Origin of the sequence: Flavobacterium arsenatis, assembly GCF_031456785.1 — a bacterium.
Lineage (GTDB): Bacteria > Bacteroidota > Bacteroidia > Flavobacteriales > Flavobacteriaceae > Flavobacterium > Flavobacterium arsenatis.
The window spans coordinates 113,483-133,124 of sequence record NZ_JAVDVI010000011.1 but is presented as its reverse complement, the minus strand read 5'-3'; the positions used below and the strand labels follow the sequence as shown (position 1 = coordinate 133,124).

21 protein-coding genes and 1 other RNA gene are annotated in these 19,642 nt (G+C 35.2%); 14 read left to right on the top strand and 8 right to left on the bottom strand.

Annotated features, from left to right (window positions below; genetic code table 11):
* The first annotated feature begins 10 nt into the window (after window positions 1–10).
* From pyrR to J2X31_RS12855, 8 genes are all read left to right on the top strand, one after another.
* A complete protein-coding gene (pyrR, locus tag J2X31_RS12890; RefSeq protein WP_310027224.1) occupies window positions 11–550 on the top strand; it encodes a bifunctional pyr operon transcriptional regulator/uracil phosphoribosyltransferase PyrR in 540 nt (179 codons plus the stop codon).
* 27 nt (window positions 551–577) lie between these two features.
* Window positions 578–1,504 (top strand): aspartate carbamoyltransferase catalytic subunit, encoded by a 927-nt coding sequence (locus J2X31_RS12885; RefSeq protein WP_310027223.1) that lies wholly within the window; start codon window positions 578–580, stop codon window positions 1,502–1,504.
* A 48-nt stretch (window positions 1,505–1,552) separates the two neighbouring features.
* Window positions 1,553–1,885 (top strand): ribonuclease Z, encoded by a 333-nt coding sequence (locus J2X31_RS12880; RefSeq protein ID WP_310027222.1) that lies wholly within the window; start codon window positions 1,553–1,555, stop codon window positions 1,883–1,885.
* A gap of 37 nt (window positions 1,886–1,922) precedes the next feature.
* A complete protein-coding gene (locus tag J2X31_RS12875; RefSeq protein ID WP_310027221.1) occupies window positions 1,923–2,828 on the top strand; it encodes a ribonuclease Z in 906 nt (301 codons plus the stop codon).
* A gap of 190 nt (window positions 2,829–3,018) precedes the next feature.
* Complete coding sequence (gene pdxH, locus J2X31_RS12870) at window positions 3,019–3,660, top strand: pyridoxamine 5'-phosphate oxidase (protein ID WP_310027220.1); 642 nt, start codon at window positions 3,019–3,021, stop codon at window positions 3,658–3,660.
* A 102-nt stretch (window positions 3,661–3,762) separates the two neighbouring features.
* Window positions 3,763–4,248, top strand: a complete 486-nt coding sequence (locus J2X31_RS12865; RefSeq protein ID WP_310027219.1) for a SixA phosphatase family protein — start codon at window positions 3,763–3,765, stop codon at window positions 4,246–4,248.
* Window positions 4,249–4,250: 2 nt separating this feature from the next.
* Window positions 4,251–6,356: a polyphosphate kinase 1 gene (gene ppk1, locus J2X31_RS12860; protein ID WP_310027218.1), complete on the top strand. Its 2,106-nt coding sequence runs from the start codon at window positions 4,251–4,253 to the stop codon at window positions 6,354–6,356.
* Between the two features lie 40 nt (window positions 6,357–6,396).
* The gene (locus tag J2X31_RS12855; RefSeq protein ID WP_310027217.1) at window positions 6,397–7,287 is read left to right on the top strand and encodes a Ppx/GppA phosphatase family protein; all 891 of its coding nucleotides are present in this window, start codon (window positions 6,397–6,399) and stop codon (window positions 7,285–7,287) included.
* 87 nt (window positions 7,288–7,374) lie between these two features.
* Here J2X31_RS12855 and J2X31_RS12850 read toward each other — a convergent pair whose 3' ends face one another.
* From J2X31_RS12850 to J2X31_RS12835, 4 genes are all read right to left on the bottom strand, one after another.
* Window positions 7,375–7,980, bottom strand: coding sequence for a DUF8439 domain-containing protein (locus J2X31_RS12850; RefSeq protein ID WP_310027216.1), 606 nt, complete (start codon window positions 7,978–7,980; stop codon window positions 7,375–7,377).
* A 29-nt stretch (window positions 7,981–8,009) separates the two neighbouring features.
* Window positions 8,010–9,095: a DNA polymerase III subunit gamma/tau gene (gene dnaX, locus J2X31_RS12845; RefSeq protein ID WP_310027215.1), complete on the bottom strand. Its 1,086-nt coding sequence runs from the start codon at window positions 9,093–9,095 to the stop codon at window positions 8,010–8,012.
* Window positions 9,096–9,406: 311 nt separating this feature from the next.
* Window positions 9,407–10,483: a DNA topoisomerase IB gene (locus tag J2X31_RS12840; RefSeq protein ID WP_310027214.1), complete on the bottom strand. Its 1,077-nt coding sequence runs from the start codon at window positions 10,481–10,483 to the stop codon at window positions 9,407–9,409.
* Window positions 10,483–10,794 carry a hypothetical protein gene (locus J2X31_RS12835; RefSeq protein ID WP_310027213.1) on the bottom strand — a complete coding sequence of 104 codons (312 nt, stop codon included), beginning with the start codon at window positions 10,792–10,794 and terminating at the stop codon, window positions 10,483–10,485. Before J2X31_RS12835 ends, J2X31_RS12840 begins: the two co-directional genes overlap by 1 nt.
* A 183-nt stretch (window positions 10,795–10,977) precedes the next feature.
* On the opposite strand from J2X31_RS12835, the gene rnpB reads away from it, so the two are divergent.
* From rnpB to J2X31_RS12820, 3 genes are all read left to right on the top strand, one after another.
* An RNA gene (gene rnpB / locus J2X31_RS12830) (RNase P RNA component class A) lies at window positions 10,978–11,317 on the top strand.
* A 25-nt stretch (window positions 11,318–11,342) separates the two neighbouring features.
* Window positions 11,343–11,576, top strand: coding sequence for a hypothetical protein (locus J2X31_RS12825; RefSeq protein ID WP_310027212.1), 234 nt, complete (start codon window positions 11,343–11,345; stop codon window positions 11,574–11,576).
* A 2-nt stretch (window positions 11,577–11,578) separates the two neighbouring features.
* Window positions 11,579–11,881, top strand: coding sequence for a type II toxin-antitoxin system RelE/ParE family toxin (locus tag J2X31_RS12820; protein ID WP_310027211.1), 303 nt, complete (start codon window positions 11,579–11,581; stop codon window positions 11,879–11,881).
* On the opposite strand, the gene J2X31_RS12815 is transcribed toward J2X31_RS12820, so the two are convergent.
* Window positions 11,882–12,571, bottom strand: a complete 690-nt coding sequence (locus tag J2X31_RS12815; protein ID WP_310027210.1) for a response regulator transcription factor — start codon at window positions 12,569–12,571, stop codon at window positions 11,882–11,884. It abuts the gene before it with no gap.
* A 2-nt stretch (window positions 12,572–12,573) separates the two neighbouring features.
* Window positions 12,574–13,932: a sensor histidine kinase gene (locus J2X31_RS12810; protein WP_310027209.1), complete on the bottom strand. Its 1,359-nt coding sequence runs from the start codon at window positions 13,930–13,932 to the stop codon at window positions 12,574–12,576.
* A gap of 244 nt (window positions 13,933–14,176) precedes the next feature.
* Here J2X31_RS12810 and J2X31_RS12805 point away from each other — a divergent pair, with 244 nt between their 5' ends.
* Both J2X31_RS12805 and J2X31_RS12800 read left to right on the top strand, forming a co-directional pair.
* Window positions 14,177–15,157: an alpha/beta hydrolase gene (locus J2X31_RS12805; RefSeq protein WP_310027208.1), complete on the top strand. Its 981-nt coding sequence runs from the start codon at window positions 14,177–14,179 to the stop codon at window positions 15,155–15,157.
* Window positions 15,158–15,159: 2 nt separating this feature from the next.
* The gene (locus J2X31_RS12800; protein ID WP_310027207.1) at window positions 15,160–17,250 is read left to right on the top strand and encodes an outer membrane beta-barrel protein; all 2,091 of its coding nucleotides are present in this window, start codon (window positions 15,160–15,162) and stop codon (window positions 17,248–17,250) included.
* A gap of 1 nt (window position 17,251) precedes the next feature.
* On the opposite strand, the gene rsmD is transcribed toward J2X31_RS12800, so the two are convergent.
* Window positions 17,252–17,839, bottom strand: coding sequence for a 16S rRNA (guanine(966)-N(2))-methyltransferase RsmD (rsmD, locus tag J2X31_RS12795; RefSeq protein WP_310027206.1), 588 nt, complete (start codon window positions 17,837–17,839; stop codon window positions 17,252–17,254).
* Window positions 17,836–18,654, bottom strand: a complete 819-nt coding sequence (locus tag J2X31_RS12790) for a DUF3822 family protein (RefSeq protein ID WP_310027205.1) — start codon at window positions 18,652–18,654, stop codon at window positions 17,836–17,838. The genes rsmD and J2X31_RS12790 overlap by 4 nt, the downstream gene beginning before the upstream one ends.
* A gap of 271 nt (window positions 18,655–18,925) precedes the next feature.
* Here J2X31_RS12790 and J2X31_RS12785 point away from each other — a divergent pair, with 271 nt between their 5' ends.
* The gene (locus tag J2X31_RS12785; protein WP_310027204.1) at window positions 18,926–19,633 is read left to right on the top strand and encodes an HAD family hydrolase; all 708 of its coding nucleotides are present in this window, start codon (window positions 18,926–18,928) and stop codon (window positions 19,631–19,633) included.
* Window positions 19,634–19,642 lie beyond the last annotated feature (9 nt).

Below are 19,642 nucleotides of genomic sequence, written 5' to 3'. Positions count from 1 at the left end.
ACACAGCATTATGAGTCAAAAAATATTGCTCACTTCAAAGGAAGTCAATATCATCCTTCATCGTTTGGCTTGTCAGTTAATTGAGAAACACTTAGATTTTTCGGATACAATTTTAGTTGGCATTCAACCTCGCGGAACTTTTCTAGCCGAAAGGTTAAAGCAGCTTTTGGAAGATGAATATAAAGTTAGCAAAATCAATATGGGTTACTTGGACATCACCTTTTTTAGGGATGATTTTCGAAGAACCGAAAAACCGCTTGAAGCTAATAAAACCAAAATCGACTTTCTTGTAGAAGGTAAAAAAGTCATTTTCATTGATGATGTTCTTTATACCGGAAGAAGCATCCGTTCCGCTTTGACTGCGATTCAATCTTTTGGACGACCTTCAGAAATTGAACTTTTGGTTTTGATTGACAGACGTTTCAGTCGTCATTTGCCTATTCAACCCGATTATCGTGGCCGACAAGTAGATGCCATCAACAACGAAAAAGTGAAAGTCAGCTGGGTCGAAAATGACGGAGAAGATGTCGTTTCCCTAATCACAAATTAATTACACAACAACACAACACATAGCAGAATGAGCGAATTAAGCGTAAATCATTTATTAGGAATAAAATATATCAACAAAAAAGATATTGACCTTATTTTTGAAACTGCCGATCATTTTAAAGAAGTCATCAACCGTCCCATCAAGAAAGTACCTTCATTAAGAGACATCACCATTGCCAATATTTTTTTCGAAAACAGTACCAGAACAAAACTTTCGTTTGAATTGGCTCAAAAACGCCTTTCGGCAGATGTCATAAGTTTCTCTGCAGCACAATCTTCCGTTAAAAAAGGCGAAACACTTATTGATACCGTAAACAACATTCTTTCAATGAAAGTGGACATGGTGGTAATGCGGCATTCAAATCCCGGAGCGGCTTATTTTCTTTCCAAAAATGTAAAGGCAAGTATCATAAACGCTGGAGATGGAGCTCATGAACATCCTACTCAAGGATTGTTGGATAGTTTTACCATAAGAGAAAAATTAGGCGATGTTGCTGGAAAAAAAGTGGTAATTGTTGGCGATATTTTGCATTCACGTGTAGCACTTTCCAATATTTATGCCTTAAAAATGCAAGGTGCCAAAGTAAAAGTTTGTGGCCCTAAAACATTGATTCCAAGATATATCGAATCTTTGGGAGTTACGGTCGAACCAAATTTAATCAAAGCTCTAGAATGGTGTGATGTAGCCAATATGCTTCGTGTTCAAAACGAAAGAATGGACGTTAATTATTTCCCATCAACAAGAGAGTATGCCCAACAATATGGTGTAGATAAAGCTTTGCTTGATTCTTTGGACAAGGAAATCATCATCATGCATCCAGGACCAATAAATAGAGGTGTTGAAATTTCTTCAGATGTTGCCGATTCGCAACAATCCGTAATCTTGAATCAAGTTGAAAACGGTGTAGCAATCAGAATGGCAGTAATTTATCTTTTGGCATCAAAAATAAAATAGACAAAACTTTGTATCTTTGTTTAAAGCAATTTTATAATCCAACAAAAGATGAAAGTAGAAACTAAAGGACACACCACTACCATTAAAGATACTCAAGGCGATTTGACATGTTTCCTTATGAAGCTAACACATGAATTCAAAACGTTTGAAAAGCATAATATAATTGTTGATATATCAAAGTATAATAATTTGAATATCAAGGATGTAAAATCGTTTTCCCTATTATCTACTGCTCACAAAAAATCCAAAAAATCATTTGTTATAGTTGCAAATGACATCGATTTCAATGAAGTTCCTGCAAAGATGACGGTTGTTCCAACGTTACTAGAAGCCCACGACATTATTGAAATGGAAGAAATCGAAAGAGATTTAGGATTTTAGAATCTAAAATCAGAAATCTAAAATCTAAAATCCTTCAATGAATCTAACCATACTCGGCTGTTATGCCGCAACACCTAGAACGTTCACCAATCCAACATCACAAGTTTTAGAGATAAGAAACCGACTTTTTCTCATCGATTGTGGCGAAGGAACACAGGTGCAATTGCGTAAAAACAAGCTCAAGTTTTCAAAAATCAACCATATTTTCATCTCGCATCTTCATGGCGACCATTTTTACGGACTCATTGGTTTGATTTCGACCTTTATGTTGCTTGGACGGACAGCCGATTTGCACATCTACGGACCAAAAGGGATCAAGGAAGTCATCCTTTTGCAATTGAAATTATCCAATTCCTATACTGCTTACAATTTATATTTCCACGAATTGATTTCAAGCGAAAGCGAAATAATCTTCGAGGACGAAAAAGTAATCGTAAAAACAATTCCACTAAAACACAGGGTTTACACCAACGGATTTCTATTTCAGGAAAAAATTGGCGATCGAAAATTAGATATGAATGCCGTTCAGAATCACAAAATCGAAACCTGCTACTATCAAAAAATAAAGAACGGAAAAGATATCGAATTGGAAGATGGAACCCTAATTCCAAACGAAAAGCTCACATTCGACCCAATTCCTCCAAAAAGCTATGCCTTCTGTTCCGATACGGTCTACGATGAAAGCATCATCCCGATAATCGAGAACACGGATATTCTTTACCACGAATCTACTTTCCTGGAAACCGAAGCCCATCTGTCCGAAAAAACAATGCATACCACTGCCAAACAAGCCGCTACAATTGCCTTGAAAGCCAATGTAAAACAGCTCATAATGGGTCATTATTCCACCCGATATGCCTCCATCGAACTCTTCAAGGAAGAAGCCGAAACCATATTTCCAAACGTCCTTTTATCCGACGACGGAAAAACATTCGAATTTTAAATTTGGAGCGAAAAGCTTGGGCTTTTTCAGAATCCATTTTCCTGCTTTCATTCCAATCTTTTTTCAATTGCCTTGGGTTAAAACCCAAGGCAATTGAAAAAAGGATTTTCCCTTCAATCAGGGCTAGAGAATTTATCATATTTTTCCAAAAACGCAGTATCTTAGCAACTCTAAACGCAGCACCCAAAAAATGGAAGACCTAAGCAATTACAGAAGATCCTACGAAAAAAGCGAACTCACGGAAGACAATCTTCCCGAAGATCCCATAAAATTATTCCAGAAATGGTTCCACGAAGTCGATTTTGGTTCTTCAGAAGAAGTGAATGCCATGACGGTTTCGACTTTCGGGTTGGATGGGTATCCAAAATCGCGTGTCGTTCTATTGAAACGTTTCACCTACGAAGGTTTTGTTTTCTACACCAATTATAACTCCGAAAAAGGAAAAGCAATCGCCAACAATCCAAACATTTGCCTGTCATTTTTCTGGCATTCGTTTGAACGACAAGTTATTATAAAAGGAAAAGCGGAAAAAATTCCCGAAAATCTATCGGATGGTTATTTCGAAAGCCGTCCCGACGGAAGCAAACTAGGAGCCATCGTTTCCAATCAGAGCGAAATAATTAATTCCCGAGAAGAATTGGAACAAAAACTCCAGCAATTGGAAAAAGATTTTGAAGGAAAAGAAATTCCACGTCCCAATTATTGGGGAGGTTATATCGTTAAGCCTGTGGAAGTTGAATTCTGGCAAGGACGACCAAACCGACTTCACGACCGAATTCGTTATCAGCTTCAAGAGGATTATTCTTGGAAAACAGATCGACTTTCTCCGTAACTATTCAGCTTCATTAAGTGTAATAATTATTGGTTTGAAGCTTTTTTTAAAAAATAAATGCTTAAATTTAGATTTACATTTTAACTAATCTTGTCGCAAAAAATGAAAAATCTAATCATAGTCAGACATGCCAAATCAAGTTGGTATGCACCAGTAAACGACAAAGATCGTTCGCTATCTAAAAGAGGAATCAGTGATGCTCATTTAGTATCATCCAATATAGTCGATTATTTGCCAAAGAAATTTATTATTTGGAGCAGTACGGCAAAACGTGCTTCAGAAACCGCAACTATCTTTACCCAAAATATGTCTTGTCCTTTGGAAAGTATCGTTTACAAGGACGAGTTATACACCTTTGAAAGAAAAGAATTAGAAACAATCATAAAATCGTGCAACGATAGTTATGATTGTGTTATTCTTTTCGGACACAATGAGGCAATCACAGATTTTGTCAATAAATTTACCGATGTTTTTGTAGAAAATGTTCCAACCTCAGGATTTGTATCAATTAATTTTGACATACATTCTTGGGAAGACATTGATAAAGGCGAGATTAAGAAGATGATTTTTCCTAGAGATTTAAAATAATAATGGTAGAAAATAGATATACAGATAGAGAAAAAAGTTGGCTTTCATTTAATGCAAGAGTACTTCAAGAAGCAGGAGATTCAGCGGTTCCGTTATTGGACAGGCTTCGTTTTTTAGGTATTTTTTCCAATAACCTTGATGAATTTTTCCGAGTTCGTTTTGCCGCAATCCGAAGATTAAGTCTTGCAGGATTGTCGGGCGAAAAAGTACTGGGTGGAATTTCGGCAGAAAAATTATTGAAGGAAATAACGGAAATCGTTATCCAGCAACAATCGGAAAGTTTAAGAACCCTCAGCATCATTGAAAAAGAACTTGAATCGGAGAATATTTTTATCATCAACGAAAAGGAAATCTCCAAAGAGCAGGAAAACTTCATCAAGGATTTTTTCATTCAAAGGGTAAGTCCAGCCTTGGTAACGATCATCTTGAATGACTTGGCCGAATTTCCAATCTTGAAAGATACTTCGGGTTATTTAGCCGTTAAGTTGGTCATGAAACCTAAAGTAAAATCTTCGATGCTAGGTTTGGTGAAACCAAAATCTGAAGTGCATTATGCCGTTATCGAAATCCCAAAAACCATCAACCGATTTGTGGTGCTTCCCACTAATAATGAAAAGCAATATATCATTCTGTTGGATGATGTTATTCGTTATAACTTAAGCAATATCTTCAATATTTTCGATTATGAAAGTGTTGAAGCACACATGATTAAAATCACCAGAGACGCCCAATTAGAGATTGATAGTGATTTAAGCAAGAGTATGCTCGAAAAAATTGCTACCAGTGTAAAAGACAGAAGGATTGGTGAACCCGTTCGATTTGTTTACGATCAATCCATCGGAAAAGATACCTTGAAATTTTTTCTTTCCAAGATGAATATCGATTCTACAGATAGTATCATTCCTGGAGGAAGATACCACAACCGTCGTGACTATATGGATTTTCCAAACTTAGGAAGATTTGATTTGTTGTACCAGTCCAATGCGGCTTTGCCAGTTGAAGGATTGAGTTTGGAAGGAAGTATTTTGGAAAAAATCAAACAAAAGGATTATTTGGTGAATGCACCTTATCAATCTTTTTCCTATATCGTGAAATTTTTGCGTGAAGCCGCTTTAGATCCAAAAGTAACTAGTATAAAAATCACATTGTATCGATTGGCGAAAAATTCTCAAATCATCAGTTCGCTTGTGAATGCTGCAAAAAACGGTAAGAAAGTAACCGTTCAAATCGAGTTGCAGGCCCGTTTTGACGAAGCAAGTAATATTTCCTATTCAGAGCAAATGCAGATGGAAGGCATCGATTTGATTTTTGGTGTAAAAGGGTTAAAAGTGCACAGCAAGATTTGTCTTGTTGAACGAATGGAAGAAGGAAAAATCCATCGCTACGGAATCATTTCTACAGGAAACTTCAATGAATCAACAGCAAAAGTGTACACAGACGTAACGCTTTTAACAAGCCATCAGCAAATTTTGAAAGATGTTTCGAAGATTTTCGATTTCTTCAATATCAATTATAGATTGCACAGATACAAGCATTTAATTGTTTCGCCACATTACACCAGAAGTAGATTTTACCGTTTGATCGACCGTGAAATTATGAATGCTCATCTCGGAAAAGTGGCCTACATAAAATTGAAAATGAACAGTTTATCTGATTTTAAGATGATAAACAAATTATACGATGCAAGTAGGTCTGGAGTGAAAATCCAATTGCAGATTCGTGGTATTTGTTCGCTGATACCAGGAGTAAAAGGAATGAGCGAAAATATTGAAGCAGTTAGCATTGTTGATAATTATTTGGAACATTCAAGGGTTTATATCTTTGGAAATGCAGGCGATCCGGAAGTTTTTATTTCTTCTGCTGATTTCATGACTAGAAATCTTGACGGAAGAGTAGAGGTGACCTGTCCAATTTACGACAAGGGTATAAAAAAAGAATTGATTGATAACTTCGATATCGGTTGGAAAGGAAATGTAAAAGCACGTCTTCATTCAGAAAATTTAGACAATAAATACCGAGTTCGAGGACAAAATCCAGTCTTCAGAGCTCAATTGGAAACCTACAATTATTACAGGGATAAATTGGAAGTTATTACAGAAAAATTATAGTTAAGCAAGTAGAATTCGACTCAAATCCTAAAGTAGTTAGATGATAAAAATAAGAAAATATGCAGCAATTGACATCGGTTCTAATGCGATGCGATTGTTAATTGCAAATATTGTTGAAGAGCAGGGTAAGGAAACACAATTTAGCAAGAGTTCGCTTGTTCGCGTGCCAATTCGATTGGGTCAGGATGCCTTTACTGTTGGCGAAATTACAGAAGAAAATATCGAAAGGATGATTGATGCTATGAAAGCATTTAAACTTTTGATGAAAGTGCATAAAGTTGAAAAATATATGGCATGTGCAACTTCAGCAATGCGTGAAGCCTATAACGGCAAGGAAGTAGTGGAGCTAATAAAGAAAAAGGCTGATATAAAAATCGAAATCATTGACGGTAAAAAAGAAGCTGCCATAATTGCCTCAACCGATTTGCATCATCTTCTAAAAACGGAACAAACCTATCTTTATGTCGATGTTGGTGGAGGAAGTACAGAATTTTCTCTTTTTGCAAACAGCAAAATGGTAGTATCGAAATCATTCAAGATTGGGACAGTACGATTGCTGAACAATATGGTAGGTGAAATTGTTTGGCATGAAATCGAAAAATGGATTAAAACGAATACAGAAGAGTACGAACAAGTAACCTTGATCGGTTCAGGCGGAAACATCAACAAGCTTTTCAAAATGTCCGGCAAACAGCAGGAAAAACCCTTGTCCTACATCTATTTAAATTCTCAATTTACAGCTTTGAGTGCTTTAACTTACGATCAAAGGATTTCAGAATTAGGGTTGAATGCAGATAGAGCCGACGTTATTGTTCCTGCAGTAAAAATATATCTTAACGCAATGAAATGGAGTGGAGCCAGAAACATCTATGTTCCTAAAATTGGATTGTCAGATGGAATTGTAAAGGCTTTATATTACGGTAAGATTTAATAGAAGCACAAAGTTTTAAACCATTAAGAAATTAAGTCAGGGGAAACGCTTAATGAAACTTAATTTCTTAATGGTTCATTTTTTAGATTAAATATCCAAATCAAAAGTCTTTCTCAATAATTCCAAGTTCGGATTCATTTCATTCAATCGGTTAAAACGATCTTGTGCAGTAAAAGCTTTTCGACTGTCCATCGCTTCGTTGATTACAATCTCAATCATTATATCGTGATTGTGAAGTTTTCCACGTAAATAACCCAACAAATCAAATTTTTCGCCTTCAAAATCAATCTTTGAACCTTCATTCGGAAGTTCATGGATGATGGTGGTCCCGTCTAATTTCGGGTCATTAACCAACATCAACGATTCCATGATTTTTCGACCTTTGTCGCCTAAACGTTGAGCATATTTGTTCCATTGCAAAAGCATATCCGTTTCGGTAAAAGCTTCCGTTGGCAAATGAACCGTATCTTTAATAGTTGATTTATGGCTTTGCTCCAATTCTCTTTTAGCTCGGATACTTGACAAAGAAAGAGCCGAAACTTTGGTTCCAGGAGGTATAGGAGTTTCAATTTTTGGAGTTTCTGCAAAGGTTTCTGTAGGAATTGGCACTGTAATGACATCAGCTTCCTCTTCATTAATAGGAACAGTCGTTGGAACACTGATAAGTTCAGGAGCTTGAACAGGAATTTCCAAAACCCTTGCAAAAAAATGGTGGGGTGGAATTATATATCCGTCAACTTTTTTTTTTCTCCATCAAAAGTGATAGAGGCCAGTTGCATCAGGCAAAGTTCAACCAAAAGACGTTGGTTCTGACTCACTTTATACTTCAAATCGCAATCGTTTGCAATCTCAATTCCTTTCATTAAAAACTCTTGCGAAGCTTTTTTCGATTGTTCAAAATATAATTTCTGAGCCTGTTCTCCAGCTTCTAACAAAGTTAAAGTTGCAGGAGTTTTGGAAACCAATAAATCCCTGAAATGAGAAGCCAAACCGGAAACAAAATGATGACCGTCAAAACCTTTTGAAAGGATTTCATTATAAGCCATCAAAACCTCTGGAATTTTATTTTCCAAAAGCAAATCCGTCACATTCACATACGTTTCATAATCCAGAACGTTCAAGTTTTCTGTAACCGCCTGACGGGTAAGGTTTTTGCCAGAAAAACTCACCACTCGGTCAAAAATAGACAAAGCATCACGCATTGCACCATCAGCCTTTTGAGCAATAATGTGCAAGGCATCGTCTTCAAAAGTAATATCTTGACTTTTAGCAACTTCAGCCAAATGATCTTTGGCATCTTTAACCGTAATTCGCTTAAAATCAAAAATCTGACAACGCGAAAGAATAGTCGGGATAATTTTATGCTTTTCAGTCGTAGCCAAAATAAAAATGGCGTGTTTTGGTGGTTCTTCCAATGTTTTCAAAAAAGCATTAAAAGCAGCTGTCGACAACATATGCACCTCGTCAATGATATACACTTTATATTGCCCCGTTTGTGGCGGTATGCGAACTTGATCGATCAAGTTTCGGATGTCATCAACCGAATTGTTCGATGCAGCATCCAACTCAAAAACATTAAAAGCAAAATCCTCATTCGGGTCATCATAACCAGGTTGGTTGATTTTTCGTGCCAAAATTCTCGCACAAGTCGTCTTCCCAACACCTCTCGGACCTGTAAACAATAGGGCAGAGGCCAGATGATTCGTTTCTATGGCGTTCAATAAAGTATTCGTAATGGCCTGCTGCCCCACCACATCTTTAAATGTTTGAGGACGGTATTTTCGGGCCGATACGACGAACTGTTCCATAGAAAATTTTGAAAAGCAAATATAGGTTTAGAAAATCCAAAAAGCAAATTCCAAAACACAATAAGTACAGCTTCGGCTAAAGTTTTTTCAGGAACTATTTCCCGCCAATGTTCCAAGCTTTTTCAAAAACAGCTAATTTTTCTTGACAAAAAAGGAGCTTCCGTTGGTCTCTCTTTTTTGTCAAGAAAAATTAGCCGTTTTTTTCAAAAGGCTTTCTCTCGTTTTTTGGAACGAGATTGGGGTTAGCTTCGCCATCTGATACTGAGGAAAATAGTAAAATGTAGTGTGTGTTTTTAATCTTTCAGAAAAAACTAACCTAAAACCTCTGCAATCTTTTCCGTTTCCAAAAGCCGAACCAAAGCCTCTTCTTCTGGATTCAAGTTGTTGTTTTTTATGTTTTTCTTTACCTTATAATTATTGATTGAGCCATTTTCATAACTCGCAATCACTGTCGGATGAACATAATATTTCTTGCAAACCGTTCTCGTATTTCCTAATTTGGAAGCCACTAAATCTAAAACCTCCACAATTTTTCGTTTGCATTCGGTTTGGGTTTCAAATTCGCCAATTTCCTGAAACGCAAACAAAGCCGTGACGCTTCCAGCCCAAACCCTGAAATCTTTTGCAGTAAAATCTTCCTGCGTAATTTCCTTTAAATAATTATTGATATCGCCAGAACCTACGGTGTAATGTTTTCCATCATCGTCATAATATTGAAACAAATCCTGACCCGGAATTTCCTTGCATTTCCGAACCAAGTTCACCAATTTTCTACTCTGCAATTGGATTTTATGATTCACACCTTTCTTACCTTTAAACTCAAAGGAAATAGAAGTCTTTTCAAATTTCACATGTTTGTCACGCAAAGTGGTCAAGCCAAACGAACCATATAATTTCTTATAAGCATCATTTCCAATTCGGATATTGGTCATTTCAATAAGTTTAACAACCAAAGCCACCACTTTTTCATAAGGAAGGCCTTTTCGGTTTAAATCTCTATCAACTTGTTCTCGAATCATTGGTAAAGCATTTGCAAAACGTCTCAACCTGTAAAACTTGGATTGATTGCGAATTTTATTCCAGTTGGTATGATAGCGGTATTGTTTCCGACCTTTTACATCAATTCCTGTAACTTGCAAGTGACCGTTTTCATAAGGGCAAATCCAAACATTTTCCCAAGCTGGCGGAATTACAAGTTTTTTTATACGTTCTAAGACTTCCTTATTTCTAACTTTCTTCCGATTTTCATCCGTGTAAACGAAATCTTCACCGACTCTATTTCGATAATAACCTTTATCAAAATTGGCAGCATATCTCAAACCAACTGCTTTCGCGGTTACTTTTGGATTGCTGCCAATTTTTTCAAGTTTAGCTTGTAAACGGTTCATTATTTGTTTTCCTCTTGTCTTCCACGAATAAACATTTCGTTCAAGGCAATTGCGGCACTGTTTTCTGTAAAGGCCGACAAACCTGCAACGAAAATTCCTTTCTCGCCACTGCTTGAACTGATACCGAAAACGGTTGCTTCATCACCAGGATCGCTTTCGCCTTCGTAGCGGTAAACGTGTTCTATCGTAAAGTCGTCGGGACTGTTTATGATTTTATCTTCTTGAATATTAAAATCTACGGTAAAGCCTTTTTTGGCTAATTCTTCCAATGCCTTAGAAACGGTGGCATAGTGATACATTTGATTTTCCATGACAATTATATTTTAGCTTGTTTTTAATAAATTAAAAGTACAACCATTACATAAGAAATGGGTTACAGGATTTACACTCAAAGTTATAATATTAAGTTCCGTCTTTATTTTATAAGTTGTAGCTTTGCAACCGCAGACCGCCTTATCGTTTTATGCTGAACTTGTTTCAGCATCTTGTGTTTTTAAGTATAAATTCATAAGATTCCGAATCAAGTTCGGAATAAAGAGGAAAGTCCGGACACCACAGAGTAGCATAGCGGGTAACGCCCGTCGGTCTCGTCTTTTGGGACGAGGTTAGGACAAGTGCAACAGAAAGTATGTACAGGTAATGCTGTAGTGAAACCAGGTAAACTCTATGCGGTGAAATTTCAAGTATATCGGCATTTAAGGATTACTCGTCCGTTGCCGAAGGGTAGAAAGATTGATCTCGTTGGTAACAACTAGACTAGATAAATGATAAGGTATCGTCTTGTTTTTCGGAACTTGATGAGAACAGAATCCGGCTTATAGGTCTGCTTTTTTAAATAGTAAATAGTTTTTTTGTAAATTTGAAAGAAAATAATATGGACATTCAAACTTCTAAAATTGAATTGGTAAAACTGATTTTAAACATTGAAAATTCAGATTTTATTCAAAAAGTAAGTGATTTCATTAAAAATGAAAAATCTGATTTTTGGAATGATTTAAGTGTTGCTGAACAAAATGAAATTAGAAAAGGAATAGAAGATTTAGACAACGGCAAGAGAATTGAATATTCAGATTTTTTAAAGAAAATTTCATAAGAATGCGTATTTTCTTATCTGAATTAGCTGAAAATAAACTATTAGATTTAACTGATTATCTTTTGAGAAAGTGGAATCTAAAAGTTAAAAATGATTTTATTGATAAGTTTTCAAATAAAATAAATCAAATTTCTCTATATCCTGAAAGTTGTATCCAATCAAATGATTTTGACGGACTTTACAAATGTGTAGTTACCAAGCAAACAACATTTTATTACAGGGTTGATTTTATTAAAAAAGAAATTGAAATTATAACTATCTTCGATACCAGACAAACTCCAGATAAATTAAGTCAGGATTTATAATCAAGTATTGATTTTAAACTCCAACCCAACATTCCGAATACTTTCAATTTTTATTGCAGAATCTTCGTTGAAATATTTCCGCAATCGGCTGATAAAAACATCCATACTTCTCCCTGAAAAAAAGTCATCATTACCCCAAATAGCATTCAGGATTTCTTCACGCTTTAGTAATTGATTTTTATTCTGATAGAAAAATAACACCAAAGAAGCTTCTTTTTCAGTAAGTTGCTGGGTTTTATTTTCTAGTTTTAGTTCGAGGCGTTTCGTGTCAAAAACATATTTTCCGATGCTAATTTCATCCGAAAGAGGATTTGTAGTTGTGCTTTTTTCTGACCTTTTCAAGATATTATTCAACCTCAAAACCAATTCATCGGCTTCAAACGGCTTGATGATATAATCGTCGGCACCTAGTTTTAAACCTTTGATTTTGTCTTCCTTTAATTGTCGAGCCGTCAAGAAAACAAAAGGAATTTCAGGATTGATTTTGATGATTTTTTCAGCCAAGGTAAATCCGTCAATCTTTGGCATCATTACATCAAAGACACAAATATTAAAAGTTTCTTTTTGGAATAATTTTAAAGCTTGTTCACCATCTTCCGCACAAAAAACGGTGTAATTGTAGATTTCCAAGTATTGTTTTAAAACACTGGCAAAATCAGCATCGTCTTCGGCTAGGAGGATTTTTTTCATGATTAAAAAGAAGGAATGCTGATATTAAACGAAGCGCCTTTCCCCAATTCACTCACAACATTAATACTTCCCTGATGTGCTTTTATAATCTGATCCACATAATAAAGTCCCAAACCTAAACCTTTCGCATTATGAAGATTTCCTTGTTCCACACGGTAAAATTTATCAAACAAAAGCGAATGTTTGCTTTTCGGAATTCCAATTCCATCGTCTTTAATCCCAATATTAAATTGGTTATTTTCTAATGAAGTAGTTATCGTAATATTCTGGCAACCATATTTTACAGCATTCTCTAAAACATTGGTAATTGCCGTTGTCAAATGAAATTTATCCAAATTCAGATTGATTTTTTGATTGTCAAAATCAGTCAGAATCGCCACATTCGGATAAGCAATCTGAAAATCATCTACAATAGAATGTAAGAAATTCGGCATAGCCACTTTCTCCTTTTGCAATTCAATCTCTTCATAACCCAAAGAGTTGGTCATCACTTGGTCAATCAAATTTTGTAATCTATTGTTTTGACGATTAATTGTATTCAAAACATTTTCATACACTTTATCATTTTCGCGGACTTCTTTTCGCTCTAAAATTTTAGTCGAAACCGAAAGCGTTGTCAAAGGCGTTTTCAATTCGTGGGTGATGTTATTGATAAAATCAGTCTTGATGTCGCTTACTTTTTTCTGTTTGATTAAGGCTTTAATTGCAATTACAAAAAGTGTAATCAACGTCAAAATAGAGAATAAGGCAAACACAAAAATCAATGCCATCCTTTTCAAGATGATAGTTTCCCAATTGTTTACGGAAACATATAAAGTATCTTCTGTCAATAATTTATAATCCGCATTCAATGATTTTCCGCTTGTAGTTCCAACATAATTCCGAACCAAAAAGGCATCATCCAACGAAGCCAAATTCCCATACATCTTATTTTCTATGAAAGGCTTTTCAGCAAAAATCGTATCGGCTTCCTTTTCATTGTAAATCACGAATTTGTCCAAGACAATTGCAAAATCAAGTTCCAAATTCGGAATCTCACGCTCAAATTCTTTTTGCAATTTCTTGGTCAATTCCGCCTTGAAACTGTTTTGTAAAATGGCATTTTTAATTTGGCTCCTTCGTTCTGGATCCAACAGATAAATTTCTGCCAATTCCTTATACAACAAGTCTTTTTTATAGAAAATAGTCGAATCAATATCGCTATAATCATTAGTTATCTTGGCAATCTTGTCCTTGATTTCCGTACGAAACTGCTCAACTTTATAGTCGTAAGTAGTCTTTACCAAATAGTATTGCATCGCCGATAAGGCAATCAAAACGATAGCCGAAAACGCAATTAGTAAATTTATCTTCTGTTTCATTTTTAAGGAAATACAAGTCAAAAATAAAGCTTTTATTAGAAAAATCAGACATTAACCCTGCATTAACCTACGATTAACTTTCGCATCCAAAAAATGATGGCACTTTTGCAGTGTTACCTAATCAGTAATTGAGTTTCAATCATCAACAGTATAAAATCCCAAATCGAAAATTCCAAATTCCAAAATCCAAAATCCCACATCCCAATTCCTAAATAATAAAAAGCAAACCTTAATCATCACGCTTATGTTTTTAGTCTCAAAAGTTTTTGCCTATTCTCAAAAAATCCCTGAAGATTTTGGCTACCGACATCTGAAATTCAAATACCAAAATGATCCTGTTGATATCATCGTAATCTCCAAATCAGGCGAAGAAAAAACAGCCAAACCGCTTTTCCTTTTTTGTCAAGGAAGTTTGCCTCAACCCGTTGTAAAATATGATGAAACGGGACTTTACGGCACTTTGCCTTTCGATGAAACGCCTTTTTTAGATGATTATCATATCGTAATAATTGGTAAGCCTTTTATTCCAATTATTTCGAATGTGAACAAGCTTGGAGCAAATTATGTGTATTTAAAAGATGTGGAAAAAAAGCTTCCACCAAAAGGCTACTCCGAACGAAATTACCTCGATTATTATGTCTTTAGAAACAATTCCATTCTAAAACAATTGTTCAAGGAACGATGGGTGAGGACCTCAAAACTTCTGGTTGCTGGACATTCAGAAGGAAGTACGATTGCTTCCAAAATGGCTTTCATCAATAAGAAAGTCTCACACTTGATTTATTCGGGTGGAAATCCTTACGGCAGGATAATGAACATTTTATCGCAAAGTAGAAGTTTCGATAATGATACCATAAATGAAGGCGATAACACGATTGAATATTGGAAAAAAGTAGTCGAAAATCCTAATGAAATTAATACTTCAAATGGAGATTCAAACAAGACAACCTACAGTTTTTCGCTTCCACAGAAAGACAACCTAATGGGTTTGAAAATTCCAGTTTTGATAACGTATGGTACAAAAGATTGGTCGACTTCCTTCAATGATTTGTTTCAAATTGAAGCCATTCGGGAACGAAAACAAAACTTGTCCTTCAAAAGTTATTTGAATTTGGAGCATAATTATTTTCCCATAGATAAAAACGGAACTGTAAATCAGGAAGCTTATAATTGGGATAAAATCGCTTCGGATTGGTTGGATTGGTTGGAAAAAACAAAAAATTAAGAATGAAACAAATCATTTTAGGAGTACTATTATTATCATTTAGTACCGTATTTTCACAAGTCGAAACCGAAAAAGATTCAACAGTAAATGAGCTGAAGGAAGTAACCATCGAGAACAAAACTGAGACTTTCAAATATAAAAATGGCAATATAAAAATAGATGTCGCCAACTCTGTTTTCAAGACAATTCCAAACATCTTGGATTTACTTTCAAAGCTTCCAAAAATCCAAATTAGTCCTGATAAAGAATCGATTTCCATCATAGGAAAAGGAATTCCGCTTCTTTATATCGACAATCAACGTGTAGATATGAATTATCTGAATTCGGCTTCGGTTGATGATATAAAAACCATCGAAATCATCCAAAATCCTTCGTCAAAATACGAAGCTGATGGTCGTGCCGTAATTTTAATTACCAAAAAATTGGGTAGGAAAGAAGGATTTCAAACCATTTTTTCAGAAACTACTTCTTTCAAAAAAGAGTTTAATAACTATTTAGGAATCAATTCCAGTTTGAAATTAAAGAAAACAGAATTTAAGGCAAATTTCAATTATAATGCCCTAAAACCTTGGGAAAGCAACGGAAGCGATTATGAAATTCAAAACCAGAATATTGTCTCCAGCTATAGAGTGGCAGGAGTTACCAATCGGAATAATTACATTTTTAGTGGCGGAATATATCATAATTTCAATGAGCATAATTCGCTGTCCTTTTCCATAAATGGAAATTTAAAAAGTGATGGTTTTGATTTTAAAACACAAACGCGACATCAAGAAACTATTTTTAATACCAATATCCATACGATAGGAAAAACTATGGGTGACCGGAATTACATCAACTCTTTTTTCAATTATAACAAAAAAATGACTGAAACGGCAAATGTATTCGTTGGGATGCAGTATTCCAACTACAATACAAGTTCGCTTATCCATTCCTCAAACAATTATGATGAAACGATTTATAAACCTTTTCAAATGATGGACCAGGATTTCAAAGTCGATGTTTTTTCGAGCAGGGTAGATTTTGATAAAAAATTTGTCAATGAAATGAAATTGGAAATTGGAGCTATACATTCGTCAGCAAATGCAGATACAAATTTAAAAATTCAAAATTTCGAACAAAATGCAGTTGTATCGTCAACTTATCATTTGAAGGAAAAAAATACTTCGGCTTACACTCAATTATCAGGAGTTTTCGGAAAAACATCTTGGCAGGTTGGCGTTCGGGCAGAGAATACTACTATCGTAGGCAAATATGCAAATGAAAACTTGTCTTCCATCAAGAAAAATTATACGCAATTTTTCCCTAAATTTCAAGTTGATATCCCCATTGACAGTACAAAAACTTTAAGTTTTAATTATGCAAAAAACATCTCCCGCCCTGACTTTTCTTCTACAAGTAATGGCACTACTTACATTAACCCTTATTTTGTTTTTTCGAGTAACATCAATCTGAATCCAGCCATTTTAAATGAATTTTCGACTCTTTTTCAATACAATGACAAATCTGTAAAACTGGCATATTTTGAAAATAAGAACGTTATGAATTATGGCTTTCAATATGATGAAAATGAAAATGTACTGATGTATCGTCCAGAAAATTTTGATAAAGAAAAAGGTTATAATTTAGAGTTCACGGTTCCTTTTTCGCATAAAATATGGTCGTCAACCAATGTTTTATCCATTATTTTGAATAAAATAGAAGATACTTCAGCATTGGTAGGAAATGCAAAACCCTATCTCTACTATTATTCCAATCAAACCTTTACTATTAGGAAAAATTGGTCAGTTTGGTTAACCGCTTGGGGATTGACACAACGAAACGAAGGTGTTTTTAAAAGAAATGCTTTTTTTCTGATGGATTTTGGGGTTTCAAAAGAAATTAAACAGTGGTCGTGTACACTAAGTTGGAACAATATTTTTAGTAATTCAACTTTCTCCGAAAATTTCAAGATTAATAGTGTAAAATCTAACACTGTTTTTTTTGCTGATAATCAAGAGTTTTCGATAGCCTTACGTTATACTTTCGGAAAATTAAAAGACTCTATTTATAAGGAAAAAGAAGTAAATGAAAATTCAGGAAGGATAAAATAAATTACCCCTCATCACTCTCAAAATCATCCCCAACTTCTTCACCGCCATCCGAATTCAATTCAAAAAAACTAAAAAACGAACCACCATAACTCTTCTGAAACGAAAAATTAATCAAGTGTTCCATCTTCGTATATTTTGAGTGCTCAATCACCATCATCCCGTCTTCTTGAAGTAATTCTTTCTCAAAAACCGTAGTCACGATTTTCTCAAAAGTTGCTTGATCCAAGCCATAAGGCGGGTCTGCAAAAATAATATCATACGAAGTGTTGTTCTTTTCCAAGAACTTAAACACATCACTTTTTATAGAAGCAATATTAAAATCAAACTCTTGAGCAATCTGTTTGATGAACTTTATACAGCCAAAATCAGCATCCACAGCCGTGATGTTGTCGCTTCCTCTTGAGGCAAACTCAAAGCTGATGTTTCCCGTTCCGGCAAACAAGTCTAAAATTTTTAAATCGCTGAAATTGAAGTAGTTGTTCAAAACATTAAACAAGGCTTCCTTGCTCATGTCCGTCGTCGGACGAACTGGCAAGCCTTTTGGCGGAGAAATTCTTCTTCCTTTATATTTACCCGAAATGATTCTCACGATTGAAAAAGTATAAAATGCTTCAAATTATCAGCAGTTGAAAATGAATTGTTTTTTTGTAAATCCGACACGTCCAGCAATTCCACGTGTCGCACATATTTGTAGGCCATCTTGAAAAGCGAACTCTCCTCGGCAATAGCTCCTAAAAGATGCAACTTGAAATGTTCCGGATTCAAATTCAGTTGTTCGGCAGTAAACAGCAAATAATAAATAAAATCAGCCTCCGTCAGATATTCAAACGAATTAAATAAAATCAGCTTCTGGTTTTGCACCACGACTATTTCAAATTTTTCAGTTCCAAAATGTACAAACACCTGTTTTTCCTCCACATTTTTCGATTTCTCAAGCAATTTGCTCACCAAAACACTGTTCACATGCTTGTAATCAAAACTCTCAAATTGATCCAATAAATAATTGTTCAAGTTAACGTAAGGTACATAAACATTATTCATTTCCTGATTCGCAATCGCATCAAATGTAAAGAAATCCGTCTCAAAAACCTTCGTGTTATACTGCAAATAACTCCCTAAAAACTGCTCGTCAAACAAAGCCGTCGGAACAAAAGTATTCAGATTGTTATCGTGCAAAACCACCACTTCGTCATACATTTTCGTCAATTCCTGATGGTCCAAAAACGCCTTCCAATAGTGGTCTTCCACCTTTGCCGAAGCAGGAAAAACTTTAAAATCAACTTCCTTAAACAACAAAACCGAATGATACAAAGTGTCCACAACAGCAAAACAAAATCCATTCAAAGATACCTGAAGGACCAGTTTTTTATATTTTTTTTCCGTTATGTTTGTGTTAACCGTCATTGAATTGTACTGCTGTTGGCAAACTTACAATTTTTTTAAACGACAGTAATTTTTAGGAGCAAAAACTTCAGGCATCTTTTAAACATCGTCCCGCCTTCCTTCCAAATCTTTTTTGTCTCGTTAAAAAAAAACGAGACAAAAAAGGATTTTCCCTCCAGTCGGGGCTAAATGGAATCGGTGTTGTGTTTTTGTAAACTTTCCTTAAAACCGTACAGAAGAAGCCCTCGTTTTCATCAAGAAACCTTAATTTTGTCAACACAACTTACAAACAATGATAAAAACAGTAATTTTTGATATGGACGGAGTAATTGTCGATACAGAACCCGTTCACTATTATGCCTATCAGCAACATTTCAAGCAACTCAATATCGAAATCTCCGACGAACTTTATGCAAGTTTCACTGGATTTTCCACCAAAAACACCTACGAAAGAATCATCAAAATCCATAATTTAAATCACGATGTTCAAACTTTGGTGCAAACCAAGCGAAACATATTCAACGACGCTTTCGACACCAAGAAAGACCTGCATTTGTTGGAAGGAGTTGAAGATCTGATAAAAGATTTGCATCAAAACGGCATTCAATTGATAGTAGCATCTTCGGCTTCAAAAGTAACAATCGATAGGGTTTTCAAGCGTTTTCATCTGCATCAATATTTTTCACACATCGTCAGTGGCGAAGATTTTCCAAAATCAAAACCACATCCTGCCATTTTTGAACATGCCGTATCATTGTCAGTCGCACCAAAAGAGGAATGCATTGTTATAGAAGATTCAACCAACGGAATTGAAGCTTCAATTGGAGCCGGAGTTTTCTGCATAGGCTACAAAAGCGAACATACAAAAGGGCAGGATTTATCAAAAGCCAACCTTATAATCAATCATTTCAACGAACTATCAGCCGAGAAAATTAAAAATTTAAATTCCAATATTTTAAATCCCAAATCCCAAATAAAAAACTCCAAATCTAAACTCTAAAATCTAAAA

Coding starts and splice junctions, on each gene's coding strand:
- J2X31_RS12840 (WP_310027214.1), bottom strand. CDS start 10,483: ATGAACCGTTTACAAGCTAAACTTGAAAAAATTGGCAGCAATCCAAAA.
- J2X31_RS12810 (WP_310027209.1), bottom strand. CDS start 13,932: ATGAAACAGAAGATAAATTTACTAATTGCGTTTTCGGCTATCGTTTTG.
- J2X31_RS12875 (WP_310027221.1), top strand. CDS start 1,923: ATGAATCTAACCATACTCGGCTGTTATGCCGCAACACCTAGAACGTTC.
- ppk1 (WP_310027218.1), top strand. CDS start 4,251: ATGGTAGAAAATAGATATACAGATAGAGAAAAAAGTTGGCTTTCATTT.
- dnaX (WP_310027215.1), bottom strand. CDS start 9,095: ATGGAACAGTTCGTCGTATCGGCCCGAAAATACCGTCCTCAAACATTT.
- J2X31_RS12865 (WP_310027219.1), top strand. CDS start 3,763: ATGAAAAATCTAATCATAGTCAGACATGCCAAATCAAGTTGGTATGCA.
- pyrR (WP_310027224.1), top strand. CDS start 11: ATGAGTCAAAAAATATTGCTCACTTCAAAGGAAGTCAATATCATCCTT.
- J2X31_RS12790 (WP_310027205.1), bottom strand. CDS start 18,654: ATGACGGTTAACACAAACATAACGGAAAAAAAATATAAAAAACTGGTC.
- J2X31_RS12885 (WP_310027223.1), top strand. CDS start 578: ATGAGCGAATTAAGCGTAAATCATTTATTAGGAATAAAATATATCAAC.
- pdxH (WP_310027220.1), top strand. CDS start 3,019: ATGGAAGACCTAAGCAATTACAGAAGATCCTACGAAAAAAGCGAACTC.
- J2X31_RS12835 (WP_310027213.1), bottom strand. CDS start 10,794: ATGGAAAATCAAATGTATCACTATGCCACCGTTTCTAAGGCATTGGAA.
- J2X31_RS12800 (WP_310027207.1), top strand. CDS start 15,160: ATGAAACAAATCATTTTAGGAGTACTATTATTATCATTTAGTACCGTA.
- J2X31_RS12880 (WP_310027222.1), top strand. CDS start 1,553: ATGAAAGTAGAAACTAAAGGACACACCACTACCATTAAAGATACTCAA.
- J2X31_RS12820 (WP_310027211.1), top strand. CDS start 11,579: ATGCGTATTTTCTTATCTGAATTAGCTGAAAATAAACTATTAGATTTA.
- J2X31_RS12805 (WP_310027208.1), top strand. CDS start 14,177: ATGTTTTTAGTCTCAAAAGTTTTTGCCTATTCTCAAAAAATCCCTGAA.
- J2X31_RS12815 (WP_310027210.1), bottom strand. CDS start 12,571: ATGAAAAAAATCCTCCTAGCCGAAGACGATGCTGATTTTGCCAGTGTT.
- J2X31_RS12855 (WP_310027217.1), top strand. CDS start 6,397: ATGATAAAAATAAGAAAATATGCAGCAATTGACATCGGTTCTAATGCG.
- J2X31_RS12785 (WP_310027204.1), top strand. CDS start 18,926: ATGATAAAAACAGTAATTTTTGATATGGACGGAGTAATTGTCGATACA.